Below are 25,159 nucleotides of genomic sequence, written 5' to 3' on the forward strand. Positions count from 1 at the left end.
TCCTCAGGCGCCCGCCGCCCCGAAGGGGATGTTCCGCCACGGGCTCGCCGGGTCCGTCGTCAGGATCCGGTGCGGCGAGATCGCGGAGCCGTACATGTGGCCGAAGGACTCCTCGTCGAAGCGCAGCACCCGCCCCAGGATGTAGCCCGCCGAGTACTCCTCCCACGAGGCGTACGCCATCCGCGCCAGCTCCCCGGCCCGGACCGCCACCTGTTCGGCCTCGGCGGGCTCGCCCAGCCGCGCGCCCACGCCCCAGCGGGCGTAGTTCACCGCGCGGCCGTAGTCGTACGCCAGCGCCGAGGCCACGTGCCCGTCGGGCGGCAGCACGCCGTCCGCCCGCATCCGGGCCTCGTAGCGGGAGATGCGCTGCGTCAGCTCCACCACCCCGCCGATCCGCGCCTCGTCCGCGCCGCGCGCCCGCAGCGTGTCGGTGACCACCCGCTGCCAGGCGCCCGCGTCCAGGTGCGTGCCGGGGAAGCGTGCCGCCAGCCCGCGGCGCGCCGAGAGCGCGAACTCCGGCTCCGGCGGGCTGTTCAGCCCCTGCAGCAGGTAGCTCAGCTGCTCCAGCCACGTCTCCCGGTCCGTCGTGCCCCAGGAGTCCTTCAGCACGAACGCGTCGGCCTGGCAGTCGGAGGTGACGTCGCCGACGTCGTTCCACAGGTCCTGCCGGTGCACCGCCAGGTGCGCGCCGCAGGCCAGGCCGTGGGCCAGCGGGCCGTGCAGCGGGCCGGTGTACTTCGTCAGCAGCGCGTCGTCGTCGTGCCCGCGCCGGGGCGCGTCCTTCTTCAGCGCCTTCCAGTGGCGGCGCTGCCGCTTCGCGTCGGGAAAGACCGCTTCCGCCGGCGTGCCCGGGTTGACCAGCAGCCCCGCCAGGTCCTCTCCCCACCACTCCTCGGGCGGCAGCGGCAGCGGCATCTCGCAGGCCACCACGTCGGGGCGGCGCGGCGGCAGCTCGCCGCGCGTGAAGACGGCGACGTGCGTGCGGCCGTCCGGGGCCTGGTGCGGCAGCCAGGGAGCCGTCAGCCTCTTGCGGTCGACCTTCTCCTTCCGCTTGTACGCCAGCGTGTCCGCGCCCAGCAGCACGCGCGTACCCGTCCCCGTCGCCGCGCGCCTTGGCCTCGTACAGCGCCCGCTCCACGTCGGTCGGCGGTATCCACTGGGGTGCCGGTGGGGCTGTCGGTGTTCCCATGGGGAGGAGAGACTAGCGACTGCGTCGCCGCCGAACGCCGCCAGACCCCGTCCGCCGTCGTAAGCCCGCCGCAGTCCCGCACTCCTGCAGGCCTGCCGGAGGCCCAAGGAGGCCCAAGCCCGCCGCACGGGGCGCTCCGCGCTCGGGGGAGAATGGGGGGATGACGGAGAGTCCCGCGCTGCTCGCAGATCCGCACGTACGTCCTCCCACGTCCGCCGAGGGGCCCCGGGAGGTGGTGATCCTCGGCTCGACCGGCTCCATCGGCACGCAAGCCATCGACGTCGTGCTGCGCAACCCCGACCGCTTCCGCGTCACGGGCCTCTCCGCCGGGGGCGAGCGGGTCGGGCTGCTGGCCGGGCAGGCGCACCGGCTCCAGGTCCGCACGGTGGCCGTCGCCCGCCAGGAGAAGGCCACCGAGCTGCGGGAGGCGCTGCGGGCGCAGTACGGCGTGGGCGAGCCGATACCGGAGATCCTCGCCGGGCCCGACGCCGCCGCGCAGCTCGCCGCCCGCGACTGCCACACCGTGCTCAACGGCATCACCGGCTCGATCGGCCTCGCGCCGACGCTGGCCGCGCTGCGCGCCGGGCGGGTGCTGGCGTTGGCGAACAAGGAGTCGCTGATCGTCGGCGGGCCGCTGGTGACCGGGCTGGCCCGGCCCGGGCAGATCGTGCCGGTGGACTCCGAGCACTCGGCGCTGTTCCAGGCGCTGCTGGGCGGCCGCCGCGAGGAGGTGGAGAAGCTGGTGGTGACGGCGAGCGGCGGCCCGTTCCGGGGGCGGAGCCGGGCCGAGCTGCGGCATGTCACGCCCGCCGACGCGCTGGCCCACCCCACCTGGGACATGGGGCCGGTCATCACCATCAACTCCGCGACCCTCGTCAACAAGGGCCTGGAGATCATCGAGGCCCACCTGCTGTACGGCGTCCCCTTCGACCGGATCGAGGTCGTGGTCCACCCGCAGTCCTACGTGCACTCCATGGTGGAGTTCGCCGACGGCTCGACGCTGGCGCAGGCCAGCCCGCCCGACATGCGGATGCCGATCGCGCTGGGCCTGGGCTGGCCGGACCGCGTGCCGGGGGCCGGGGCGCCCGTCGACTGGACGAAGGCACACGCCTGGGAGTTCCTGCCGCTGGACACGGATGCCTTCCCCTCGGTGCCGCTGGCCCGCCACGTCGGTAGCCTCGGCGGTACCGCACCCGCGGTGTTCAACGCCGCCAACGAGGAGTGCGTGGACGCCTTCCTCGCCGGGCTGCTGCCGTTCACCGGCATCGTGGACACCGTGGCGCGGGTCGTCGAGGAGCTGGCGGAGCGAGGCGTCGGCGGCAGCGGTTCCGGCTCCGGAACCTCTCCGGACCTCTCAGACGTCCTCGAAGCGGAGACCAGGGCGCGGGCCCGCGCCCGCGAGCTGGCCGGCAGCAGCCACACGACGGAGGCGACCACCGCATGAACGGCCTGATGTTCCTCATCGGCATACTCGTCTTCGTCCTCGGGCTGCTTTTCTCCATCGCCTGGCACGAGCTGGGGCACTACTCCACGGCCCGGATGTTCGGCGTGCGCGTGCCGCAGTTCATGGTCGGCTTCGGGCCGACGATCTGGTCGCGGCACGGCAAGGAGACCGAGGTCGGCATCAAGGCCATACCCCTCGGCGGCTACATCCGCATGATCGGCATGTTCCCGCCGGGCGACGACGGGAAGGTCCGCAAGCGCTCCACCTCCCCGTTCCGGGGCATGATCGAGGACGCCCGCGCCGCGGCGTTCGAGGAGCTCAGGCCCGGCGACGAGAAGCGGCTGTTCTACACCCGCAAGCCGTGGAAGCGGGTCATCGTCATGTTCGCCGGGCCCGGCATGAACCTCATCCTCGCGGTGGGGATCTTCCTCGGCGTGCTGATGGGCTTCGGCGTCAACACCCAGACCACCACCGTCGCCTCCGTCTCGCAGTGCGTGATCGAGGCGAGCGAGGGCAACCGCGACTGCCGGGACAGCGACCCGTCCGCCCCGGCCGCCGCCGCGGGGCTCAAGCCGGGCGACGTGATCGTCGGCTTCAACGGCGAGCGCATCGAGGACTGGAGCACCCTGCAGCAGCGCATCCGCGCGACCACGGGCGAGGCGACGATCACGGTCGAACGCGACGGCAGGACCGAGACCCTGCACGCCGACCTCATCCCGAACCAGGTCCCCAAGACCGACGGCGACGGCGGCTACGTGGCGGGGGAGTACGTCACGGCCGGCTTCCTCGGCTTCTCCCCGGCCAGCGGCATCGTCCGGCAGGACTTCGGCCAGGCCGTCGAGCGCATGGGCGACATCATGGTCGACGGCGTGCAGGCGCTGATCGACATCCCCTCCGAGATCCCCGGCCTGTGGAACGCGGCCACCGGCCAGGAGGAGCGCGAGCAGGACTCCCCGATGGGCGTCGTCGGCGCGGCCCGGGTCGGTGGCGAGATCTTCACCCTCGACATCCCGGCCAGCCAGCAGATCGCCACCGCCCTCTTCCTCGTCGCCGGGTTCAACCTCTCCCTCTTCCTGTTCAACATGCTGCCGCTGCTGCCGCTGGACGGCGGGCACATGGCGGGCGCCCTGTGGGAGTCGCTGCGCAGGAACCTCGCCAAGGTGCTGCGGCGGCCCGACCCCGGACCGTTCGACGTGGCCAAGCTGATGCCGGTCGCGTACGTCGTCGCCGCCGTCTTCATCTGCTTCACGCTGCTGGTGCTCGCCGCCGACATCGTGAGCCCCGTGTCGCTGACCGGTTAGATCCGGCAGCCCTCAAACCGCCCTCGGGGCCCGTGCCGTAGGCTCGGCCCCGAGGAGCCGGACCAGTCACACGATCCGCCGTCCACACCGCCGTCCACACCGTCCGCACGTGGGGTTGCACGCATCCATGACCGCCATCTCGCTGGGAATGCCCTCCGTACCGATCAGGCTGGCCGAGCGCCGCGTCAGCCGCCAGATCCAGGTCGGCTCCGTCGCCGTGGGCGGCGACGCCCCCGTCTCCGTGCAGTCGATGACCACGACCAGAACCAGCGACATCGGGGCCACCCTGCAGCAGATCGCCGAGCTGACCGCGTCGGGCTGCCAGATCGTGCGGGTCGCCTGCCCGACGCAGGACGACGCCGACGCGCTGGCCGTCATCGCCCGCAAGTCGCAGATCCCGGTGATCGCCGACATCCACTTCCAGCCGAAGTACGTCTTCGCCGCCATCGACGCCGGCTGCGCCGCCGTCCGCGTCAACCCCGGCAACATCAAGCGCTTCGACGACAAGGTCAAGGAGATCGCGAAGGCCGCCACCGCCGCCGGGACCCCGATCCGCATCGGCGTCAACGCCGGGTCGCTCGACCCCAGGCTGCTGGCGAAGCACGGCCGGGCGACGCCCGAGGCGCTGGTGGAGTCCGCCCTGTGGGAGTGCTCGCTCTTCGAGGAGCACGGCTTCACCGACATCAAGATCTCCGTCAAGCACAACGACCCGGTGATCATGGTCAACGCCTACCGGCAGCTCGCCGAGCGCTGCGACTACCCCCTGCACCTCGGCGTCACCGAGGCGGGCCCGGCGTTCCAGGGCACCATCAAGTCCGCCGTCGCCTTCGGCGCGCTGCTGTCGGAGGGCATCGGCGACACGATCCGGGTCTCGCTCTCCGCCCCGCCGGTGGAGGAGGTCAAGGTCGGCATCCAGATCCTGGAGTCGCTGGGGCTGCGCGAGCGCTCGCTGGAGATCGTCTCCTGCCCGTCCTGCGGCCGGGCCCAGGTGGACGTGTACAAGCTGGCCGAGGAGGTCACCGCCGGGCTGACCGGCATGGAGGTGCCGCTGCGCGTGGCCGTGATGGGCTGCGTCGTCAACGGGCCCGGCGAGGCGCGCGAGGCCGACCTCGGCGTCGCCTCCGGCAACGGCAAGGGGCAGATCTTCGTCAAGGGCGAGGTCATCAAGACCGTGCCGGAGTCGAAGATCGTCGAGACGCTCATCGAGGAGGCGATGAAGATCGCCGAGCAGATGGAGAAGGACGGGGCCGCCTCCGGCGAGCCCGAGGTCTCCGTCGCGACGTGAGCGCGACCGCGAACTCCTGACACCCCGGCCGGGTCCCGGCGGGTCGCGCCCGCAGGGGCGGGTACAGTGCGTCACGAGCCCCACGACGCCCCGACCCGCTCCCGACCGCGAGGGCCGCCCGCCGTGCTGACCACGTCCACCACCCGGGTTCTCACCCCGGCCGACCTGAGCGACGTGCTCGCCGTCCTCGACCAGGACCCGCTGGCCAACGCCTACGTCACCGCCCGGGTCCTCGACTCCGGCCTGGAGCCGCCGTACCTGGGCGGCGAGATGTGGGGCTGGTACCGGCACGGCGAGCTGGTCTCCCTGTGCTACTCCGGATCCAACCTGGTCCCCATCGGCGCCGACGCCGCCGCCGTCCGCGCCTTCGCACGCCACGCGCTGCGCGACGAGAGGCACTGCTCGGCCATCGTCGGCTCCGCCGAGCAGGCCGCGCTGCTCTGGTCGCACCTGGAGCCGCACTGGGGCCCGGCCCGCGAGCTGCGCCCCCGCCAGCCCCTGATGGCCACCGGCGCCCTCCCGCCCGGCATCACCCCCGACCCCCAGGTGCGCCCGCTGCGCAAGGACGAGATGGGCCTGGCGCTCCCGGCCTCCGTGGCGATGTTCACCGAGGAGGTCGGCTTCTCGCCGCTGACCGCCGCCGACGGCGGGCTGATCTACCAGGCGCGGGTCGCCGAGACCGTCGGGGCCGGCCGCTGCTTCGCCCGGGTGCAGGACGGCCGCGTCGTCTTCAAGGCCGAGATCGGCGCCGTCACCCCGCACACCTGCCAGCTCCAGGGCGTGTGGACCGCGCCCGAGCTGCGCGGCCGGGGCCTGGCCACCGCTGGCCTCGCCGCCGTGCTGCGCCACGCCCTGGCCGGGGGCGCACCCCTGGTCAGCCTCTACGTCAACGACTTCAACGCCCCCGCGCTCGCCCTCTACCGGCGCCTTGGATTCCGCGAGGCCGGCACCCTGATGAGCGTGCTGTTCTGACCCGGCTCCGCCCGGTGACCGGCGCTCGACGCGACTTCCCCAGCCAGGCGCGTTAGCCTCCCGGGCATGACACCATCTGCCGGGGCCGCCCCCGACGCGCAGGACATCGTCATCGGACCGCTGGACCTGGCGGCCTGGGTGGACGAGGCGCTGGCCGTGCAGGCGCAGGCGTTCGGGCTCACCGAGGAGGAGATCGGCGTACGCCGCCACATCGTGCTGCGCCACCTGGCCAATCCCGGCGCCCGCGCCCTCGGCGCCACCAGCAGCAGCGGGCGGCTGGTCGGCTTCGTCTACGGGATGCCCAACGACCGGGCGCAGTGGTGGTCCTCCGTGGTCGAGCCGTACCTGCGGCGCGCCGGGAACGAGGCGTGGCTGGACAACTCCTTCACCATCACCGAGCTGCACGTGCTGCCCGCCTACCAGGGCCACGGCATAGGCCGCCGCCTGATCACGACCCTCACCGACGCCGCCAGCGAGCCGCGCTCGATCCTCTCCGCCATCGACACCGAGAGCCCGGCCCGCATCCTCTACCGCAAGCTCGGCTACCGCGACCTGGCCCGCCGCGTCCTGTTCCCCTCCGCGCCCTGCCCCTACGCCGTCATGGGCGCGGTCCTGCCGCTGCGCAGGTGAGCCCCACCCGGACGGGGCCACGGGCTGCCACAGGCCGCTACAGCCAGGTCACGAACTCCAGCAGCATCTCGCCGTCGGCCCGCCGCCCCGCCGCCAGGTTCCGCACACCCGACTCCACCGCGCGGAAGAACGCCCACGCCCGCAGCCGTTCCGGATCCACCTCCACCAGCTCGGCCAGCCGCGCCACTCGCCGCCGCGTGACCGCCGCCGCCCCCGGCGAGGCGACCAGGTCGTGCAGCCGGTCCCGCACCAGCCGCGCCAGGTCGTAGGCCCGCTCGCCCACCACCGGCTCCGGCCCGACCGCCAGCCACGGGGCGCGCGGCGCGTCCGAGGCGAGCACCGCGCCCTGCCGGAAGTCGCCGTGCAGCAGCAGCGACTCCCCCTCCGCGCCTTCTTCCCCCTCGCCCAGCAGCCCGCCGCGCAGCGACAGTGCCTCCTCGACCAGCTGATGCGCCTCGGCGGGCCCCTCGGCCCGCATCGCCGCCGCCTGCGCGGCGGTCCGCTCCGCCACCGTGCCGAAGGGATGCCCCTCGCCCGGGTCCACCCACAGCCGGTGCGCCGTCTCGACCGCCTCCAGCACCGCCCTCGCCTCCGGCAGCGAGCGCAGGCTGGTCTCGCCGTGCAGGCGCTCCAGCAGCAGCGCCCCGGCCCGAGGCGCGCAGCGCAGTGAGCGCACCGCGCCACGGCCGTCCCAGCGCCGCAGCGCCGCGTCCTCCAGCGCCGCCGCGCCCGGCGCGCACAGCTTCAGCGCCGCCGGCTCGCCGTCCGCGGTGCGCACCAGCACGGTCAGGCTGCTGCGCCCGCCCGGCTCCACGACCCGCTCGGGGGTCAGCTCCCAGCGGCGCAGCATCTCGGCCACCAGCCGGGGCAGCTCGGCCAGCCAGTCGCCGGCGTCCGCCGCCCGGGCGCGTGTCAGCCGCTGCGGGGGACCGATCGGAAGCGCCAGGCCGCCCACGGCTCAGCCCTCGCCCGCGCGCTCGCCCGCCGGGCTGCCCGGCTGCCCGGCGTCGGCGTACTCGTCCTCCGCCAGCCCCGGAAACGCCGCGCTGACCCCGCTCCACCGGGCGGCCCGCACGGCGGCCTCGCGCAGCGCGGAGGCGGCCGAACGCCGCTCCTCGCCCGTCGTCGCCGCCACCAGGTCGGCGTACGCCCCGGCCAGCCGCGTCTCCAGCTCGGCCGCCAGCCGCTCCGCGTCCGCGCCGTCGGCGACGGTGAACGGCAGCTCGTAGGCGGTGGCCGCGGCCACCGGCGTCGCGTCCAGGCGGTGGATCGCGCGCTCCAGCGCGTCGCGCCGCGCCCGGTGCGCGGTGTACGCCTCGCCGGCCTCGCCCGCGCGCTCCTCGCCGATCAGGCCGCCGACCACGCCGTAGCCGTAGACGGCGGCGTGCTCGGCCGCGAGCGCCGCCTGGGTCGCGGTCAGCGCCGCCTCGGACTCCTCTTCCCCACGCTTCATGGCCGCGCCTCGCTCAGCAGATACGCCTGTGCCGAGCCCGCCGCGGCCATCGAGGCCAGCAGCCGGGCCAGCTCGGGCGATGCCCCGTCCACCGCACGGTAACGCTGCCGCGCGGTCTCGCGCTCGGCGTCGACCAGCGCCGCGACCGCCTCCGGCTCCTCCGCGGGAACGCCGGGCGCCGCGCCGCCCCCGGCGCCGGCCCGCCCGTCCTCCGCCAGCGCCGCCACGTGCGCCGCCACCACGTCGCGGAACGGCGCCAGCGTCTCCGCGAGCCCCGGGTGCGCCTCGGCGGTGGCCTCGTACCGGGCCAGCAGCTCGGAGCCCTCCCGGGCCGCGCGGCGCCGCAGCCCGGTGTCGTCGGCGGGCTCCTCGCCCTGGCCGCCGTCCGCGCCCGTGCACGCGGCGAGCCCGCCGCCCAGCCCGGCCATGACGCCGCCCGCCAGCAGCACGCGACGGGACAGGCGGCCGGCGACAACCGAAAGGCCGGAGGGGCCGGAGGGGCCGGAGGAACGGGACGAGCCGACGGAGACGCCAGGAGGCATCGCTTCCCCGCACTTCCCTTCGCAGAGGGGATCGTTGGGCAGACGCGGTCGCTCTCCGTCGGCAGGCCCGGCGGAGGAGATCACCGTCCCGTGAGCGTACCCGTGCGCTGCGCGTATCCTCGCGCCACCCCACCCCGTCGGCGCGCCCGTGCCGGCCGCCCGGCGGGCGGACCGGGTCGGTCCGCGACCGGGCCGCAGGCGATAGGGTGTTGAGCGAGACCCGCGAGATCATCCCCACAACAGCAGACGCGCCACGCGCGGCCGAGGAGTCACCCGGATGAGCACCACCCAGATCGACAGGCTGCGGGAGCTGCTGGGGCCGCTGGCGGCGCAGCGGGGGCTGGATCTCGAGGAGATCGCCATCACCCCGGCCGGGAAGCGGCGCGTGCTGCGCGTCGTCGTCGACAGCGACGACGGGGTGGGTCTCGAGGCGTGCGCCGAGCTGAGCCGCGCCGTCTCGCAGGCGCTGGACTCCTCGGACGCCATGGGCGGCGCGCCGTACGTGCTGGAGGTGTCCTCACCGGGCGCCGAACGCCCGCTGACCGCGCCCCGCCACTACCGGCGCGCCACCGGCCGCCTGATCCGGGCGCACCTGCACGAGGGCGGAGAGCTCACCGCGCGGATCCTCACGGCCGACGAGGACGGCGTCGAGGTGGAGGTTCCCGGGCCGAAGGGCCGCAGTACGGATGGCCGGCCCGGCACGGCGCGCCGTGTAGCGTTCGCCGACATCGCACGGGCGCGCGTCGAGGTGGAGTTCAGCCGCAAGGCCGGGGCCGCCGGACCGGGCTCCGGCGCGGCGATCCCTGACGAGAGCCAGAAGGAGGCGTAGCCGTGGATATCGATATGAGTGCCCTGCGCGGGCTGGTGCGGGAGAAGGAGATCTCCTTCGACCTGCTGGTCGAGGCGATCGAGGCCGCCCTCCTGATCGCGTACCACCGCACCGAGGGAAGCCGCCGCGACGCCCGCGTGGTGCTGGACCGCGAGACCGGCCACGTGACCGTGTGGGCCAAGGAGGACGCCGCCGACCTGGCCGACGCGGGGGAGGAGGCCGAGCCGCGTGAGTTCGACGACACTCCGCAGGGCTTCGGCCGCATCGCGGCGACCACCGCCAAGCAGGTCATCCTCCAGCGGCTGCGGGATGCCGAGGAGGACATCACCTTCGGCGAGTACGCCGGCCGCGAGGGCGACGTGGTGACCGGCGTCGTGCAGCAGGGCCGCGACCCGCGCAGCGTGCTGGTGGACATCGGGAAGCTGGAGGCGATCCTGCCGCCGCAGGAGCAGGTGCCGGGCGAGGAGTACAGCCACGGCTCGCGGCTCCGCTCGTACGTGGTGCGGGTCGTCAAGGGCCCGCGCGGCCCGTCGGTGACGCTCTCGCGCACCCACCCGAACCTGGTGAAGAAGCTGTTCGAGCTGGAGGTCCCGGAGATCGCGGACGGCTCCGTGGAGATCGCGGCGATCGCCCGCGAGGCCGGGCACCGCACCAAGATCGCGGTCCGCTCGCTGCGTCCGGGGCTGAACGCCAAGGGCGCCTGCATCGGCCCCATGGGCGGCCGGGTGCGCAGCGTCATGGCCGAGCTGCACGGAGAGAAGATCGACATCGTCGACTGGTCCGACGACCCGGCCGAGCTGGTGGGCAACGCCCTCTCCCCGGCCCGGGTCAACAAGGTGGAGGTCGTGGACGCCGCCGCCCGCTCCGCCCGGGTGACGGTGCCGGACTACCAGCTGTCGCTGGCCATCGGCAAGGAGGGCCAGAACGCCCGGCTCGCCGCCCGGCTGACCGGCTGGCGCATCGACATCCGCTCCGACACCGAGCCGGAGCGGGAGGGCGACGCCTAGAGCCGTCGGCCGGTCCGTCACGGGAATGCCGCGGCGACCGGGGGCGTTGTCACTCCTTGCGACGGGTGGAGCCGCACGATGCCGTGCTGCCGCCCCGGCGGCGGGCAGCCGCGTATGGGGAGGTAGAATCGGTGATGTCTGGCCGGACGAGCGCGCGACCCTGCCCTGAACGCACCTGCGTCGGATGCCGGCAGCGCGCCACCCGGAATGGCTTGCTGCGTGTGGCGCTGATCGAGGACCGTTGTGTCCCCGACCATCGCGGTACGCTGCCCGGCCGGGGTGCGTACCTGCACCCCACGCCGGACTGCCTGCAGCTGGCGGTTCGCCGTCGGGCGTTCCCCCGGGCCTTCAGGGCCGAGGGACCGCTTGACACCGGGGAGCTGTGGCGTGTGGTCGGCCAGGCAGCACCATCAGACGCGCCGCACGGAAAGGCCGTGCGGTAGGTACCTCGCGAGTTGGAAGTAGGTCGAGATTGCGATGAGCACTCGATGAGTACGCGATGAGTACGCCCGAGAAGTAGCGAAGGTCCGGCGGACGACCGACCCGGACCGTAAGGAGCGAAGTGGCTAAGGTCCGGGTATACGAGCTCGCCAAGGAGCTTGGAGTAGAGAGCAAGGTCGTGATGGCCAAGCTCCAAGAACTTGGCGAATTCGTCCGTTCGGCGTCCTCGACCATCGAGGCGCCAGTAGTACGCAAACTGACCGACGCGTTCAGCGCGGGCGGCGCAGGCGCGGGCAGGAAGCCCGCCAGGCCGGGAGCGGGCGGGGCGAAGCCCTCCGCGCCCAGGCCGGGAGCCGAAGCGCCCAGGCCCGCCGCGCCGAAGCCGGGCGGCGCCGCGCCCCGGCCGGGATCCCCCCGGCCAGGCCCCGCCCCGAAGCCCGGCACGAAGCCGCGCCCAGCGGCCCCCGAATTCACCCAGCCAACCGGCGACACCGCGCCGCCGCGGCCCGCGACGCCCAAGCCGGGCGGCGCCACACCGGCCGCACCCCGGCCCGGCGCGTCCGGCGGCCCTGCCGGTGGCCCCGCCACCGGCGGCACCAGGGGGCAGGGTCCCAAGCCCGGCGCCACCCCGAAGCCGTCCGGCCCCAAGCCGGCCGTGCCGAAGCCGGGCGCCCGCCCTGCCGGCCCGCGTCCCGGCAACAACCCCTTCACCACCAGCGGCTCGACCGGCATGGCGCGCCCGCAGCAGTCGCCGCGTCCCGGCCCCCGGCCCGGCCCCGAGCGGCCCGGCCCCCGGCCGGGCGGCGGCGGTGGCGACCGTCCCGGACCGCGCCCGCAGGCGCCCGGCGGCGGTCGTGCCACCCCGGGCAACATGCCGCGTCCGCAGTCCGGACCGGCCGGTCCCCGGCCGGGCCCGGGCGGCAACCGCCCGAACCCCGGCATGATGCCGCAGCGCCCGCCGGCCGGCGGGCGCCCCGGCGGCGGCCCGGGCGGACCGGGCGGCCGCGGCCAGGGCGGCGGCCCGCGTCCCGGCGGCGGTGGCGGCGGCTTCGGCGGCCGCGGCGGCCCGCGTCCCGGCGGCGGCGGTGGCGGCGGCTTCGGCGGTGGCGGTGGCGGTGGCCGTCCCGGCACCGGCACCCGTCCCGGTGGCGGCGGTGGCCGTCCCGGTGGTGGCGGCGGCTTCGGCGGCGGCCCGGCGGGCCGCGGCGGCGGTCGTGGCGGCACGCAGGGAGCCTTCGGGCGCCCCGGCGGTCCGGCGCGACGCGGCCGCAAGTCGAAGCGGCAGCGCCGCCAGGAGTACGAGGCGATGCAGGCGCCGTCCATCGGCGGCGTGATGCTGCCGCGCGGCAAGGGCGAGACCATCAGGCTCTCCCGCGGCGCCTCGCTCACCGACTTCGCGGAGAAGATCAACGCCAACCCGGCGTCGCTGGTCCAGGTCATGTTCAACCTGGGCGAGATGGTCACCGCGACCCAGTCGGTCTCCGACGAGACGCTCCAGCTCCTCGGCGACGAGATGAACTACACCGTTCAGATCGTCAGCCCGGAGGAGGAGGACCGCGAGCTGCTGGAGTCCTTCGACATCGAGTTCGGCGAGGACGAGGGCGGCGAGGAGGCCCTGACCTCCCGGCCGCCGGTGGTCACCGTCATGGGTCACGTCGACCACGGCAAGACCCGGCTGCTGGACGCGATCCGCAAGACCAACGTCATCGAGGGCGAGGCCGGCGGCATCACCCAGCACATCGGCGCCTACCAGGTGTCGATCGACGTCAACGGCGAGGACCGCAAGATCACGTTCATCGACACCCCGGGTCACGAGGCGTTCACCGCCATGCGTGCCCGCGGTGCCAAGTCGACGGACATCGCGATCCTCGTGGTCGCGGCCAACGACGGCGTGATGCCGCAGACCGTCGAGGCGCTCAACCACGCCAAGGCGGCGGACGTTCCGATCGTCGTCGCGGTCAACAAGATCGACGTCGACGGCGCCGACCCGGCCAAGGTGCGCGGCCAGCTCACCGAGTACGGCCTGATCGCCGAGGAGTACGGCGGCGACACCATGTTCGTCGACATCTCCGCACGCCAGGGCACCAACATCGAGTCCCTGCTGGAGGCCGTGGTCCTCACCGCCGACGCGGCGCTCGACCTGCGCGCCAACCCGATCCAGGACGCGCAGGGCATCGCGATCGAGGCCCACCTCGACCGCGGCCGCGGCGCCGTGGCCACCGTGCTGGTGCAGCGCGGCACGCTGCGCGTCGGCGACACGATGGTCGTCGGCGACGCCCACGGCCGCGTGCGGGCCATGCTGGACGACTCCGGCCGCAACGTCGCCGAGGCCGGGCCCTCCATGCCCGTCCTGGTGCAGGGCCTGACCAACGTGCCGGGCGCAGGCGACAACTTCCTCGTCGTCGGCGAGGACCGCACCGCCCGCCAGATCGCCGAGAAGCGCGCCGCCCGCGAGCGGAACGCGGCGTTCGCCAAGCGCACCCGCCGGGTCTCCCTGGAGGACCTGGACAAGGTGCTCAAGGCCGGCGAGATCCAGCAGCTCAACCTCATCCTCAAGGGCGACGCCTCCGGTTCCGTGGAGGCGCTGGAGTCCTCGCTGCTCCAGCTCGACGTCGGCGACGGGGTCGAGCTGCGGGTCCTCCACCGGGGCGTCGGCGCGGTCACCGAGACCGACATCGATCTCGCCGCCGGCTCCGACGCGATCGTCCTCGGCTTCAACGTGCGCGCCGAGGGGCGCGCCACGCAGGCGGCCGAGCGCGAGGGCGTCGACGTGCGGTACTACTCGGTCATCTACCAGGCGATCGAGGAGATCGAGGCGGCCCTGAAGGGCATGCTGAAGCCGGAGTTCGAGGAGGTCGAGCTGGGCACGGCGGAGATCCGCGAGGTCTTCCGCTCGTCCCGTCTCGGCAACATCGCCGGTGTCATCATCCGCTCCGGCGAGGTCCGGCGGAACAGCAAGGCGCGCCTGGTGCGCGACGGCAAGGTCGTCGCGGAGAACCTCACCATCGAGGGGCTGCGCCGCTTCAAGGACGACGTCACCGAGATCCGCGAAGGCTTCGAGGGCGGTATCAACCTCGGGAACTTCAACGACATCAAGGTCGACGACGTGATCGCCACCTACGAGATGCGGGAGAAGCCCCGCGTCTGACGCGGGAGAGGGCGTTCCGGGCCTGTCCGGCCGGTGAATATCCGCCGGACAGGCCCGGTTTCCGCCCACTACGATCAACGCCCATGTACACCGGCACCCTGTCCTTCGACCTGCTGCTGGGGGAGGTGAGCTCCCTCAAGCAGAAACGCTCCGTGGTGCGCCCGATCGTGGCGGAGCTCCAGCGCAAGTACGCCGTCTCCGTCGCCGAGGTGGGCGAACAGGACCTCTACCGGCGTGCCAGGATCGGCCTCGCGGCCGTCTCCGGAAACGCCGGCCACCTCACCGACATCCTCGACCGCTGCGAGCGGCTCGTGGCCGCCCGTCCCGAGGTGGAACTGCTGTCCGTGCGCCGCCGCATCCACGGCGAACACGATGACTGATCTTGAGAACAGCGAGGAGACGAAAGACCAGTGGCCGACAAGGCTCGGGCCCAGAGGCTGGCGGACCTCATCCGCGAGGTGGTCGCGCAGAAGCTGCACCGGGACATCAAGGACCCCCGGCTCGGCAGCCGGGTCACCATCACCGACACCCGGGTCACCGGCGACCTGCGGGAGGCGACCGTCTTCTACACGGTCTACGGCGACGACTCCGACCGCGAGGAGGTGGCCGCCGGGCTGCGCAGCGCCCGCGGCGTGCTCCGCTCCGCCGTCGGCGCGGCGGCGGGGGTGAAGCACACGCCGAGCCTGGAGTTCGTGCCCGACGCCCTCCCGGAGACCGCCCGCCACCTGGACCATCTCTTCGACGAGGCGCGGGAGCGGGACGAGCGTCTCAGGCGCGACGCGGCCGGCGCCCAGTACGCCGCGGGCGCCGACCCGTACGTCACCCGGGGCGAGGGCGAAGGCGAGCTCTCCGGCGGGGACGAGGCCGAGGGCGAGGGGGAGGCCGAGGGCGAGGGCGAGGGGGAGGCCGAGGAGGCCGAGGGCGAGGGCCGCACCGAGCGATGAGCGAGGCGGGCCAGGTGAGCAAGGAGAGCCAGGTGAGCAAGGGAAGCGCGGTGAGCGAGAGGAGCCAGGGGAGTCCGGTGAGCAGGAAGGCGAACCAGGAAGACCGCCCCGACGGCCTGGTCGTGGTGGACAAGCCCGCCGGGTTCACCTCGCACGACGTGGTCGCCGTGGTGCGCGGCATCGCCCGCACCCGCCGCGTCGGCCACGCCGGCACGCTCGACCCCATGGCCACCGGCGTACTCGTGCTCGGCCTGGGGCGGGCCACCCGGCTGCTGGGCCACCTGGCGCTGACCGAGAAGGAGTACGCGGCCACCGTCCGGCTCGGCCAGGCCACCCTCACCGACGACTCCGAGGGCGAGGTCACCGCCAACGCCGGCGCCGCCGGGCTCGCCCGTGACGCCCTCGACGCCGCCGTGGCCGGGCTGACCGGCGCCATCATGCAGGTGCCCTCCAGCGTCAGCGCCGTCAAGATCGACGGTCGGCGCGCCTACAAGCGGGTGCGGCAGGGCGAGGACGTCGAGCTCCCGGCCCGGCCGGTCACCGTCTCGGCGTTCACCGTCCACGAGGTGACCGAGCGCGCCGCGGCCGACGGCACCCCCGTCACCGACGTGGCAGCCACGGTCACCTGCTCCTCCGGCACCTACGTCCGGGCGCTCGCCCGCGACCTCGGCGCCGCGCTCGGCACCGGCGGGCACCTGACCGCGCTGCGCCGCACCCGCGTCGGCCCGTACGGACTGGACGCCGCCCGCACCCTGGACGAGTTGCGGCGGGAGCTGGCCGTGCGGCCCCTCGCGCAGGCCGCCGCCGCGGCGTTCCCCCGCTGGGACGTGGACGAGCGGCAGGCCGAGCTGCTCGGCAACGGCGCGCGCATCGCGACCCCGCCGCTGCCCGAGGGCCCCATCGCCGTCTTCGGGCCCCGCGGCCGCTTCATCGCACTCATCGAGTCCCGTGACGACCGGGCCAGGTGCCTCGCGGTCTTCGCCTGAGGGGACGCCGGGTACCGTTGCATCGCGGCGGGTCCACTTCGGGGCCCCACGCGATCAGCACCCGACCATACGAGACCACACGAGACCACACGAGAGCGGCAAGGAGCGAGAGACGGTGCAGCGCTGGCGTGGCATGGCGGAGATCCCCGGTGACTGGGGGCACAGCGTCGTCACCATCGGTTCGTACGACGGCGTGCACCGCGGGCACCAGCTCATCATCGGGCGGGCGGTGGCCCGCGCCAAGGAACTCGGCGTCCCGTCGGTGGTCGTCACCTTCGACCCGCACCCGGGGGAGGTGGTGCGGCCCGGCAGCCACCCGGCGTTGCTCGCCCCGCACCCGCGCCGCGCGGAGCTGCTGGCCGGGCTGGGCGTGGACGCGGTGCTGGTGCTGCCCTTCACCCAGGACTTCTCCCGGCTGTCCCCGGCCGAGTTCGTGGTGAAGGTGCTCGTGGAGAAGCTGCACGCCCGCTCGGTCGTGGAGGGCCCCAACTTCCGCTTCGGGCACCGCGCGGCGGGCACCGTCGCCACCCTGGCCGAGCTGGGGGAGACCTACGGCTTCGAGGTGCTCGTCGTCGACCTCGTCGAGCGCGGGGAGGCGGGCGGCGGCGAGCCGTTCTCCTCCTCGCTGGCCAGGCGGCTGGTCGCCGAGGGCGACGTGACGGGCGCGGCGGAGGTGCTGGGGCGGCCGCACCGCGTCGAGGGCACGGTGGTGCGCGGCGCGCAGCGCGGCCGGGAGCTCGGCATCCCCACGGCCAACCTCGACACCCCGCCGCACTCGGCGATCCCGGCGGACGGGGTGTACGCCGGCTGGCTGACGGCGGGCGGCGAGCGGATGCCGGCGGTCATCTCCATCGGCACCAACCCGCAGTTCCACGGCACGCGGCTCTCGGTCGAGGCCCACGTGCTCGACCGCACCGACCTGGAGCTGTACGACGAGTACGTCGCCGTGGACTTCCACGCCTTCCTGCGCGGGCAGGAGACCTTCGCCGCGCTGGAGGACTTCCTCGCGCAGCTCGCGGAGGACAAGCGCCAGGCTCGCGACGCCACCGCCAGAGCCTGACGCCGGGCCCGGCCGGCCCGGCCGGCAGCGCCGACCCGGTCAGCCCTGCTGCGGGGGCGACGGCGGCTGCTGCGGCCAGGCTCCCGGCTGCGGCGGGTAGGCGTACCCGCCGGGCTGCTGTTGCTGCTGCGGCGGCTGCCCCGGTTGTCCCGGGTGCATCGGCTGCTGGGGCTGGGCCTGCTGCTGCGGGTACCCGTAACCCTGCTGCGGAGGCGTCCCCTGCGGCTGCGGCTGCTGCGTCGGGTAGCCGCCGTACTGCTGGGGAGCCTGAGCCTGGGGCTGGGCCTGCGGCTGACCGGGCAGCGGCGGGGCCATGTGCGGCGGGATGCCGCTGCCGTCCTGGGTCCACAGTCCCTGCGCCTGCTGGGCGCGCGCGAAGTCCTCGGCGATCAGCGCGGCCAGGTCGAAGTAAGCCTGCCGGGTCTTGGGCCGCAGCAGGTTCAGGTCCAGCTCGGCACCCGCCGACAGGTGCTCGTCGAAGGGCGCGACCACCACGCCGCGGCAGCGGCTCTTGAAGTGCGCCACGATGTCATCGACCTTCACCAGCCTGCCGGTCTCGCGCACCCCCGAGATCACCGTGACGCTGCGCTGAACCAGATCGCCGTAGCCGTGGGCCGACAGCCAGTCCAGCGTGGTCGAGGCGCTGGACGCGCCGTCCACCGAGGGCGTCGAGACGATGATGAGCTGGTCGGCGAGGTCGAGCACGCCGCGCATCGCGCTGTACAGCAGCCCGGTCCCCGAGTCGGTGAGGATGATCGGGTACTGCTTGCCCAGCACGTCGATGACGCGGCGGTAGTCCTCGTCGTTGAACGTCGTCGAGACCGCCGGGTCCACGTCGTTGGCCAGGATCTCCAGGCCCGAGGGCGCCTGGGAGGTGAAGCGGCGGATGTCCATGTACGAGTGCAGGTACGGGATCGCGCTCACCAGGTCCCGGATGGTCGCCCCGGTCTCGCGCCGCACCCGGCGCCCGAGGGTGCCCGCGTCCGGGTTGGCGTCGATCGCGATGACCTTGTCCTGCCGCTCGCTGGCCAGCGTCGCCCCCAGCGCGGTGGTGGTCGTCGTCTTGCCGACGCCGCCCTTCAGGCTGATGACGGCGATCCGGTAGCAGCTGAGCACCGGCGTGCGGATCGCGGCCAGCTTGCGCTGCCGCTCCTCCTCCGCCGCCTTCCCGCCGAAGCGGAACCGCGAGGTGGGCTTGCTCGCCGGCTGCGAACGCGGCTTGCTGCGCCGCCTCTCCTGCAGCAGCCGGTCCGAGGACAGCTCCACGGAGGCGGTGTAGCCGAGCGACCCCGGCTGCATCTGTGCGGCGTACTGCTGCGGATCGGGCCAGCCGCCACCGGCCCGCGGGTCCGGCGGCGGGCCTTGCGGGCTCTGCGGGGCTGGCGCCTGAGGCTGTGGCTGCACCTGCGGCTGCGACTGTGGCTGCGCCGCGGAGGGCCCGGCCGCGAGTTGGGGCGGCTCGGGCACGGCGGGAAGCGCCGGCTGTTGCTGCTGCGGGAACGGCTGGGGCGCGGGCGGCGCGGGCTGCTGCGCCTGCGCGGCGTTCTGCGGCGGCTCGGCCTGCGGGTACGCCTGCTGCTGCGGCATCGCCGGGTGCGGGTACTGAGGCAGCGGCGCCTGCGGCTGCGGCTGCGCCGGGCCCGGCGGCTGGCTCTGCGGGGGCGTCTGGTCCTGCGGTTGCGACGCAACCCGCGGCTGCGCCTCCGCCGGCATCGCCGGCGGCGGCATCTGGTTCTGCGGCTGGGCCTGCGGCAGCGCCTGTGACTGTGCCTGTGACTGCGCCGGTGCCGGGCCCTGCGGCAGGGCCTGTGCCTCACCCTGCTGCGGCATCCGGTCCTGCGGCTGCCGAGGCTGCTGCTGGGGCATGGCGGCGATGACCATCGTGGACTGCGGCGGCTGCCATGCTCCCCCGGAGACGGGGGAGGAGGGCGGCGTGTCCTGCGGGGCGGGTCTGGCATCCTCCGGCTCCGGCTGGGGCGGAACGCCCGGCATCGGCGGCACCGCGTCCTGCGGCTCGTTCGCCGCCTCGGCCGCCTCCCGATCGTCCCCAGCCCGTTCGTCCGCGTCCTCGGTCTCTCCGGCGTCGCCTCCGCCGTCGACCGCCTCATCGGCCTCGGCTCGCTCGTCCGTGTCCTCGTCCGTCTCCTCGTCCGCCTCTGCCGCCTCGGCAGCGTCCGCCGTGTCGGGGTCCGGCCCCGCGGCGGCGGCGTTCGCGTCGCCGTCCTCGTCCCCGGCTTCGGCCTCCTCCTCCGGCTGCGCCAGGGGCATGGAGAACCGCACCGTCATGCCGTCTCCCAACGCACCGTCACCTGTCGCCTGCGGCGTGAGGATGGCCGTGGGGTTGGTGCTCGCCGGGGGCAGGCCGATGGGCGCGCCCCCGGCATCGGCGTTGGCGGCGGCGCTCTCACCTTCGCCTCCGTCGGCATCGGCATCGGCATCGGCGCGAGAGTCGGAAGCCGCCTCGTCCGCTGCCGCCTCCACCTCCGCATCCGCCTCGGCCTCCGCGTCCTGCGCTCCGGCCAGCGCCGACGGCGTCGGCACGAAGAAGCCCGGCGGGATCGGCGGCGGCGCGTCCGGCTGCGGCGGCATCTGGAAGTCCGGTGGCAGCGGCGGCAGGCCCCCGGGAAGCCCGGACCCGGACGGGGGCCGCGGCGACGGAGGAGCGTCCCAGGGCCCGCCCGGTGTGGGGGACTGCGGCGCAGCGTTGCCCTCGGGCCGACGTTCGGCGGCGATCGCGCGGCGCACGGCGGCGGAGGAGATCTGCATCGTCGTCCCGCCGGCCGCCTCCTGCGGCACGGCGTCGCTCGGCTGCGGCCCGGCATCGTGTGGCGCCGCGCCGTCCGGCGCGCCCCCCTCCGCCACGGGCGGCCCGGCCTGCGCCGGCTCGCCCCCCGAATACCAGGCGGGTTGGGAGTAGTCGATGGTGAACTGACCCGTGTTTTCCCGCTCCTCGTCCAGCGGTCCGTCCTCGGGGCGTTCGTCGCGGGAGACCTCTCCCGCGGTGCGAACCCCGTCCCGATCGCTGTTCACGACGCCTCCCGCGACTGGTGCTACTTCTTGACCCGCACGTCATGACCGGCAGTGCGGACTGACGGACCGGATCCCCCGAGCGGTTCCCGGGCAGGGCTCTGGTGCCCGCCTACGGCACTCCTGCCGCTCTTTCTCTCACCCTAGTCGCCACCCGCCGATCTCCCCCACCCCCTTCCCGCTCGCGGGGCGATCATCACACCTGAAACGCGGCAAAAGGGGCGACCTTCGGGTGTATTACTCCGCACCGCCCGGATCGAGCCGACGGGGCTCTCCGAGCAGCCCCGTCTCGCTGTCCGTGGGCACGAGCCGCACCAGCTGCCTGCTGCGCCGCGTGCACCACAGCGTCGCGTCCTCGCTCAGCACCGGCAGCGCCGCGGCCTGCTGCGGCGGCAGCCCCAGGATCGGGGTGATGCGCTCCGCCTCCTCGGGCGAGACCCGCTGCACCCCGGCCGCGGCCGAGCGCTCCAGCAACCGGGGCGCCACCGGGCTGAGATAGGGCAGCAGCGTGAGCACCGTCTGCCAGGGGGTCGAGGCGACCCGCCCGCGCGGCGGCCGGATCCCGCAGTCCCGCACCACCAGCACCGGGCTCGCCAGCGTCGGCCCCATCGGGGGCACCCTGCCGACCTCGTGCAGCGTCATCAGCTCCCCGCCGCTGTTCGCCGCCCGCACCAGCCGCGTCCACAGGTGGGGCCGACCGGTCTCGACCGCCACCCGCACGCCCGTGCCGACCGCGCGCAGCGCCAGCACCTGCGCGGTCCACACCCCGCCGATGAGCACGATCTCGTACGGCAGCGGGTGGTGCACGCCCAGCACGGCCGGACGTCGCTTGGTGTCCACCCCGACGATGATCCCGTCGTCACTCACCGGCAGCGCCAGCGCGTCCAGCAGGTCCACCGGCAGCGCGTGCCCGAGCTCCCGCCTCACCGCTCGCCGCCCAGCGGCAGCGTGGCCAGCACTCCGGGCAGCTGCTGACGATCCATCCGAGCCAGCCCGACCCGGGCGGACCGCGCCGCCCTCGCCACCGCCCGGCTCGCGACACGCAACTCCTCATCGCCCCGCCCGGTGACGCGTATGTGCCCGCTGAGCGCCACCGACCCCCGTCCCCGGCGGCGCAGGCTGACGGCGAAGGTCGTGGCGAACGCCGGGGTGGACGTCAGCACGGCCACCAGCCGCGCCAGCGTCGCCGGTCCGGCGCCCCCGCCGGCGTCACCGCCGGCACCCCCGCCCTCGAGCACCGGCCACCGCGTCACCCGGAAGGTGGTGTGCCAGCGATCGTCGCACCGCCACTCACGCGAGGTCTCCACCGTGCGCCGGGGGCGCGGCCCGTCTCCCTGCCCGATCAGCGTCGTGGCCGCCGGATCGGAGCTCACGCCCGCGGCGATCGCGGCCAGCACCTCGGCCTCCGACAGCACCGTCGCCGCGAACCCCTCCCCGCTCAGCCGGCTCACCAACTGGTCGGCCGCGCGCGTCAGACACCGCTGCGCACCCTCAAGGCCCCCGCCCCGTTCGGCCACGGCGGCCGGGCACAGCTCCGGGTCCAGCCGAAGCGCGACCCAGCTCAACCGCAGCGCGGGGGGTCCGTCCCACCCCGCGAGCCGCGCGTAGTTCACGCTGGCCGCGGCCTGGACCGGAAGAAGCGGCGTCGGAGCCGGCTGGGTGTACTGCACGCTCTTCACCGACTCCAGGCGTATGCCATCGGTCTCCAGGGCCTCGTACAGCAGCCGCAGCGGCATGGCCCGCTCCTTCGGCCCCAGCCGCAGCGGCGAACGCTCCGAGGGCGCCGCCTCCACCCGCAGCACGGCCGTCAGCGCGTGCCCGTCCGAGACCATCCCGACATCCCGGCGCGTCCGCCCCGACCCCGCGAAGGCGTAACTCCGCAGCCCCGGCTGGCATTCGGAGGCGAGCGAGAACAGCGGATCCGTCCCCGGCGGCAGCGACCCGGCCGCCCGCCGCCTGCGGCGCCGCAGCGCCAGCGCCGCCCCGGCCCACACCGGCAGCGGCTGCCCGCCCCGCCACGCCACGGCCACCAGCACCAGCCCGGCGGCCGGCACGAAGGCGGCCGCCAGCAGCGGCCCGCTGTCCGCCGCGTACCCCGCCAGCAGCAGCGCGGCGGCGACCTGCACGCACAGCAGCGACCACAGCGGTGCCTGGCCTCCCAGCCCCCACAACCGCCCCGGCCGCACACGCCGCGCCGGCGCCGTGGCCGTGGCCGTCGTCATCGACCCCCCGCTCATCGACCCCCACCTCCCCGTGTCCAGATCGTCACAGGCATAGTAGAGGCAGGCACTGACAGACCGTCCAACGGTCCGTCGGTCCACGGTTCCGGGGGCCGGAAGTCGGGGACGGGGGAGGAGCGCCAACCGTGGCATCGCGCAAAGACGAGCTGAACGCCTACACCTTCGCCAAGCGTCGCAGGCTGGCGGCGTTCATCCAGCCCTCACCCACCGGCAGCGAGGAGGGAGCCCCGCGCCCGCTGCGCGCCGTGCTCCCCGGCATCGTCATCGGCGCGCTGATCCTGGCCGGCTTCGGCGCCTGGGGCATGTTCCGCCCCGCCGTCCCCGAGGACTGGGACGAGCCCGGCCAGCACGTCATCATCGGCAGCGACTCCACCACGCGTTACGTGGTGCTGGAGACCGACGGCGCCGGCCCTCAGCTCCACCCCGTGCTGAACCTCTCCTCCGCCCGGCTGCTCCTCGACCCCGACAACTTCGACATCGTCAGCGTCGACGAGAGCGAGCTCGACAGCGGCTCCATCCCACGCGGCCCCACCCTCGGCATCCCCTACGCCCCCGACCGCCTTCCGGACGCCGACGACGCCGGCCAGGACAAGCGCTGGGCGGTCTGCCAGCAGCCCGCGGGCACCGGCGGCGACGTGCAGCAGGCCACGTTCATCCTCGACGAGGACGACGCCGGGCGCGTCGCGGGCCCCTCCCGCCTCGCCGGAGGCGAACTCCTCCACGTCCGCCCGACGATCCCCTCCGACGACGGCACCTACCAGGACTACCTCGTGGACGCCACCGGCACCAGGTACCCCATCGCCGAGACCGGCGACGACGGCGAGACCCTGCGCCGCGTCCTCCTGGCGGGCGAGCCCGAACCCCAGCCGGTCACCGAGGAGTGGCTGGCCACCCTCCGCGACGGCGAGCCCATCGCCTTCCCCGACATCCCCGGGCGCGTCGGCGAGCCCACGAACGTCCCCGGCCTGCCGGACCGGGCGGCCAGCGTCGGCACCGTCCTCGTCGCCCCCACCGGCGGCGGCCCCCAGCACTACCTCGTGCTCGAGGACAAGGTCGTGCCCGTCTCCGACTTCACGGCCCGGCTCCTCCTCAACAGCCCCGAGACCGAGCTGCTCGGCCAGAACGGCAACGCCCTCCCGATCGGCGCCCAGAGCTTCACCCCCGCCCCCGCCGCCGAGAGCATCGACGCCGACCTCGACTGGCCCCGGCCCGCCCCCGCACCGGTCGCCGACGAGAGCCGCACCACGCTGTGCTCCGTCCTCCTCTCCGTCGACCCCGACGACGGCAGCACCGAGGTCGCCACGTGGGCGGGCGGCGCGTACCCGGCGACGATCGCCGCCGACACCTCCACCGCCTACGTCACCCCCGGCTCGGGCCTGCTCTACCGCCAGGTCCAGGGCGAACAGGCCACCTCCGGCGGCGTCTACCTCGTCACCGACACCGGCCTGCGGTACGGCGTACAGGCCACCGCCACCGGTGAAGACGCCGACCAGGCCCAGATCCGCCTCGGCTACGGCGACGTCACCCCCGTCCCCGTCCCCGCCGAGTGGTCCGAGCTTCTGCCCACCGGCCCCTACCTCGACCCCACCGACGCCCGCCAGCCGCAGGGATCGTGAACGTGCTCCACGGACGCCTCCGCTCCCTGCTCCTGGCCGCGGCAACCTTGCTCGCCACCGCCCCCGCCGTCCTCGCCCCTCCCGCCCAGGCGCAGACCAGCGGCGGCCAGTGCACCTTCCCAGGCGCCGACCCCATCGAGGAACGCCCCTGGGCCCTCCAGCGCGTCCTGCTCGACCAGCTCTGGCAGGACACCCGCGGCGAGGGCGTCAGCGTCGCCGTCATCGACTCGGGCGTCGACACCGCGCACCCCCAGCTCGCGGGCGCCGTCGACGCCTCCCGCGGCGCCGACTTCACCCCCGCCGACCCCCGCCGCGACGACACCCCGCCCACCGCCAGCCGCGGCAACGGCACCACCGACACCGTCGGCCACGGCACCAAGGTCGCCGGCATCATCGCCGCCCGCCCGCGCGAGGGCACCGGCTTCGCCGGCCTCGCGCCCCGGGCCACCATCATCCCCATCCGCCAGCAGGACGAGTACGGCAGCGGCACCGTCGTCTCCCTGGCCCGCGCCGTCGACCACGCCGTCACCCAGGGCGCCGACATCATCAACATCTCCCAGGACACCGAGCAGGCACTCACCGAGGACTCCTCCCTCGCCCGCGCCATCGACGCCGCCGTCGCCCAGGGCATCGTCGTCATCGCCTCCGTCGGCAACGAGGGCGCCGACGGCCGCCTGCGCTCCACCTACCCGGCCGCCTACGACGGCGTGCTCGCCGTCGCCGCCTCCGACCGCAACAACGAGCGGGCCCCGTTCTCCCAGTCCGGCGACTTCGTGGACATCGCCGCCCCGGGCGTCGACATGGTCTCCACCGTGCCCGGCGGCGGCCACTGCGTGGACAACGGCACGAGCTTCGCCGCTCCCTACGTCGCGGGCGTCGCCGCCCTTCTCCGTGCCAAGCACCCCGGCTGGACCGCCGAGCAAATCGTCACCCAGCTCCAGCAGACCGCCGAGCGCGCCATCCCCGGCCACGACCCGTACCTCGGCTGGGGCGTCGTCGACCCCGTACGCGCCCTGACCGACGACACGCCCGCCCCGGGCCCCAC

22 protein-coding genes are annotated in these 25,159 nt (G+C 74.5%); 15 read left to right on the top strand and 7 right to left on the bottom strand.

What is annotated here, in order from left to right; translation table 11 throughout:
- Positions 1-3: 3 nt before the first annotated feature.
- On the bottom strand, positions 4-1,083 hold the full coding sequence (locus ACTWQH_RS27170) for a DUF1266 domain-containing protein (RefSeq protein ID WP_443289399.1): 1,080 nt from the start codon (positions 1,081-1,083) through the stop codon (positions 4-6).
- A gap of 266 nt (positions 1,084-1,349) precedes the next feature.
- On the opposite strand from ACTWQH_RS27170, the gene dxr reads away from it, so the two are divergent.
- The 5 genes from dxr (at position 1,350) to ACTWQH_RS27195 (ending at position 6,821) form a co-directional block, all read left to right on the top strand.
- Complete coding sequence (gene dxr / locus ACTWQH_RS27175) at positions 1,350-2,633, top strand: 1-deoxy-D-xylulose-5-phosphate reductoisomerase (RefSeq protein WP_443289400.1); 1,284 nt, start codon at positions 1,350-1,352, stop codon at positions 2,631-2,633.
- The gene (locus ACTWQH_RS27180) at positions 2,630-3,934 is read left to right on the top strand and encodes a M50 family metallopeptidase (RefSeq protein WP_443289401.1); all 1,305 of its coding nucleotides are present in this window, start codon (positions 2,630-2,632) and stop codon (positions 3,932-3,934) included. The genes dxr and ACTWQH_RS27180 overlap by 4 nt, the downstream gene beginning before the upstream one ends.
- A 127-nt stretch (positions 3,935-4,061) precedes the next feature.
- Complete coding sequence (ispG, locus tag ACTWQH_RS27185) at positions 4,062-5,219, top strand: flavodoxin-dependent (E)-4-hydroxy-3-methylbut-2-enyl-diphosphate synthase (RefSeq protein ID WP_443289421.1); 1,158 nt, start codon at positions 4,062-4,064, stop codon at positions 5,217-5,219.
- A 123-nt stretch (positions 5,220-5,342) separates the two neighbouring features.
- Complete coding sequence (locus tag ACTWQH_RS27190) at positions 5,343-6,191, top strand: GNAT family N-acetyltransferase (RefSeq protein ID WP_443289402.1); 849 nt, start codon at positions 5,343-5,345, stop codon at positions 6,189-6,191.
- Positions 6,192-6,257: 66 nt separating this feature from the next.
- Positions 6,258-6,821 carry a GNAT family N-acetyltransferase gene (locus tag ACTWQH_RS27195; RefSeq protein WP_443289403.1) on the top strand — a complete coding sequence of 188 codons (564 nt, stop codon included), beginning with the start codon at positions 6,258-6,260 and terminating at the stop codon, positions 6,819-6,821.
- Between the two features lie 37 nt (positions 6,822-6,858).
- On the opposite strand, the gene ACTWQH_RS27200 is transcribed toward ACTWQH_RS27195, so the two are convergent.
- Genes ACTWQH_RS27200 through ACTWQH_RS27210 form a run of 3 tightly spaced genes read right to left on the bottom strand, consistent with a single transcriptional unit; the run spans position 6,859 to position 8,816 of the window.
- The gene (locus ACTWQH_RS27200; RefSeq protein WP_443289404.1) at positions 6,859-7,776 is read right to left on the bottom strand and encodes an aminoglycoside phosphotransferase family protein; all 918 of its coding nucleotides are present in this window, start codon (positions 7,774-7,776) and stop codon (positions 6,859-6,861) included.
- Positions 7,777-7,779: 3 nt separating this feature from the next.
- Positions 7,780-8,274, bottom strand: a complete 495-nt coding sequence (locus ACTWQH_RS27205) for a ferritin-like domain-containing protein (protein WP_443289405.1) — start codon at positions 8,272-8,274, stop codon at positions 7,780-7,782.
- The gene (locus ACTWQH_RS27210; RefSeq protein ID WP_443289406.1) at positions 8,271-8,816 is read right to left on the bottom strand and encodes a hypothetical protein; all 546 of its coding nucleotides are present in this window, start codon (positions 8,814-8,816) and stop codon (positions 8,271-8,273) included. The genes ACTWQH_RS27205 and ACTWQH_RS27210 overlap by 4 nt, the downstream gene beginning before the upstream one ends.
- A gap of 277 nt (positions 8,817-9,093) precedes the next feature.
- Between ACTWQH_RS27210 and rimP the strand changes: the two genes are divergently transcribed.
- The 8 genes from rimP to ACTWQH_RS27250 all read left to right on the top strand — a co-directional run bounded on the left by rimP (position 9,094) and on the right by ACTWQH_RS27250 (position 17,231).
- Positions 9,094-9,645, top strand: a complete 552-nt coding sequence (gene rimP / locus ACTWQH_RS27215) for a ribosome maturation factor RimP (protein ID WP_443289407.1) — start codon at positions 9,094-9,096, stop codon at positions 9,643-9,645.
- Positions 9,646-9,647: 2 nt separating this feature from the next.
- A complete protein-coding gene (nusA, locus tag ACTWQH_RS27220) occupies positions 9,648-10,652 on the top strand; it encodes a transcription termination factor NusA (RefSeq protein WP_443289408.1) in 1,005 nt (334 codons plus the stop codon).
- Positions 10,653-10,786: 134 nt separating this feature from the next.
- Entirely contained in the window at positions 10,787-11,095 is a 309-nt protein-coding gene (locus ACTWQH_RS27225; RefSeq protein ID WP_443289409.1) for a YlxR family protein, read from the top strand.
- Between the two features lie 119 nt (positions 11,096-11,214).
- Positions 11,215-14,241 (top strand): translation initiation factor IF-2, encoded by a 3,027-nt coding sequence (gene infB / locus ACTWQH_RS27230; RefSeq protein WP_443289410.1) that lies wholly within the window; start codon positions 11,215-11,217, stop codon positions 14,239-14,241.
- Between the two features lie 83 nt (positions 14,242-14,324).
- The gene (locus tag ACTWQH_RS27235; protein WP_443289411.1) at positions 14,325-14,621 is read left to right on the top strand and encodes a DUF503 domain-containing protein; all 297 of its coding nucleotides are present in this window, start codon (positions 14,325-14,327) and stop codon (positions 14,619-14,621) included.
- A gap of 30 nt (positions 14,622-14,651) precedes the next feature.
- Positions 14,652-15,185 carry a 30S ribosome-binding factor RbfA gene (gene rbfA, locus ACTWQH_RS27240; protein ID WP_443289412.1) on the top strand — a complete coding sequence of 178 codons (534 nt, stop codon included), beginning with the start codon at positions 14,652-14,654 and terminating at the stop codon, positions 15,183-15,185.
- 77 nt (positions 15,186-15,262) lie between these two features.
- Positions 15,263-16,171 carry a tRNA pseudouridine(55) synthase TruB gene (gene truB, locus ACTWQH_RS27245; protein ID WP_443289422.1) on the top strand — a complete coding sequence of 303 codons (909 nt, stop codon included), beginning with the start codon at positions 15,263-15,265 and terminating at the stop codon, positions 16,169-16,171.
- 115 nt (positions 16,172-16,286) lie between these two features.
- Positions 16,287-17,231, top strand: a complete 945-nt coding sequence (locus ACTWQH_RS27250) for a bifunctional riboflavin kinase/FAD synthetase (protein ID WP_443289413.1) — start codon at positions 16,287-16,289, stop codon at positions 17,229-17,231.
- 39 nt (positions 17,232-17,270) lie between these two features.
- Here the strand turns inward: ACTWQH_RS27250 and ACTWQH_RS27255 are convergent, their stop codons facing one another.
- The 3 genes from ACTWQH_RS27255 to eccE all read right to left on the bottom strand — a co-directional run bounded on the left by ACTWQH_RS27255 (position 17,271) and on the right by eccE (position 22,480).
- Positions 17,271-20,261 (bottom strand): SCO5717 family growth-regulating ATPase, encoded by a 2,991-nt coding sequence (locus ACTWQH_RS27255; protein ID WP_443289414.1) that lies wholly within the window; start codon positions 20,259-20,261, stop codon positions 17,271-17,273.
- A gap of 234 nt (positions 20,262-20,495) precedes the next feature.
- A complete protein-coding gene (locus ACTWQH_RS27260) occupies positions 20,496-21,185 on the bottom strand; it encodes a hypothetical protein (RefSeq protein ID WP_443289415.1) in 690 nt (229 codons plus the stop codon).
- A complete protein-coding gene (eccE, locus tag ACTWQH_RS27265; RefSeq protein WP_443289416.1) occupies positions 21,182-22,480 on the bottom strand; it encodes a type VII secretion protein EccE in 1,299 nt (432 codons plus the stop codon). Before eccE ends, ACTWQH_RS27260 begins: the two co-directional genes overlap by 4 nt.
- Before the next feature lie 143 nt (positions 22,481-22,623).
- Here eccE and eccB point away from each other — a divergent pair, with 143 nt between their 5' ends.
- Complete coding sequence (gene eccB / locus ACTWQH_RS27270) at positions 22,624-24,114, top strand: type VII secretion protein EccB (protein WP_443289417.1); 1,491 nt, start codon at positions 22,624-22,626, stop codon at positions 24,112-24,114.
- 2 nt (positions 24,115-24,116) lie between these two features.
- Positions 24,117-25,159, top strand: a 1,043-nt coding sequence (mycP, locus tag ACTWQH_RS27275; protein ID WP_443289418.1) for a type VII secretion-associated serine protease mycosin, incomplete at its 3' end; no start/stop codon positions are given.

Origin of the sequence: Streptomyces sp. 6N223, from assembly GCF_052246635.1 — a bacterium.
Taxonomy (GTDB): domain Bacteria; phylum Actinomycetota; class Actinomycetes; order Streptomycetales; family Streptomycetaceae; genus Streptomyces.

What these genes read in the sequence shown, in the direction of transcription:
- ACTWQH_RS27195 (WP_443289403.1), top strand. Translation starts at nt 6,258, where the DNA reads ATGACACCATCTGCCGGGGCCGCCCCCGACGCGCAGGACATCGTCATC.
- eccE (WP_443289416.1), bottom strand. Translation starts at nt 22,480, where the DNA reads ATGACGACGGCCACGGCCACGGCGCCGGCGCGGCGTGTGCGGCCGGGG.
- ACTWQH_RS27210 (WP_443289406.1), bottom strand. Translation starts at nt 8,816, where the DNA reads ATGCCTCCTGGCGTCTCCGTCGGCTCGTCCCGTTCCTCCGGCCCCTCC.
- ACTWQH_RS27225 (WP_443289409.1), top strand. Translation starts at nt 10,787, where the DNA reads ATGTCTGGCCGGACGAGCGCGCGACCCTGCCCTGAACGCACCTGCGTC.
- ispG (WP_443289421.1), top strand. Translation starts at nt 4,062, where the DNA reads ATGACCGCCATCTCGCTGGGAATGCCCTCCGTACCGATCAGGCTGGCC.
- dxr (WP_443289400.1), top strand. Translation starts at nt 1,350, where the DNA reads ATGACGGAGAGTCCCGCGCTGCTCGCAGATCCGCACGTACGTCCTCCC.
- ACTWQH_RS27235 (WP_443289411.1), top strand. Translation starts at nt 14,325, where the DNA reads ATGTACACCGGCACCCTGTCCTTCGACCTGCTGCTGGGGGAGGTGAGC.
- rimP (WP_443289407.1), top strand. Translation starts at nt 9,094, where the DNA reads ATGAGCACCACCCAGATCGACAGGCTGCGGGAGCTGCTGGGGCCGCTG.
- ACTWQH_RS27205 (WP_443289405.1), bottom strand. Translation starts at nt 8,274, where the DNA reads ATGAAGCGTGGGGAAGAGGAGTCCGAGGCGGCGCTGACCGCGACCCAG.
- ACTWQH_RS27180 (WP_443289401.1), top strand. Translation starts at nt 2,630, where the DNA reads ATGAACGGCCTGATGTTCCTCATCGGCATACTCGTCTTCGTCCTCGGG.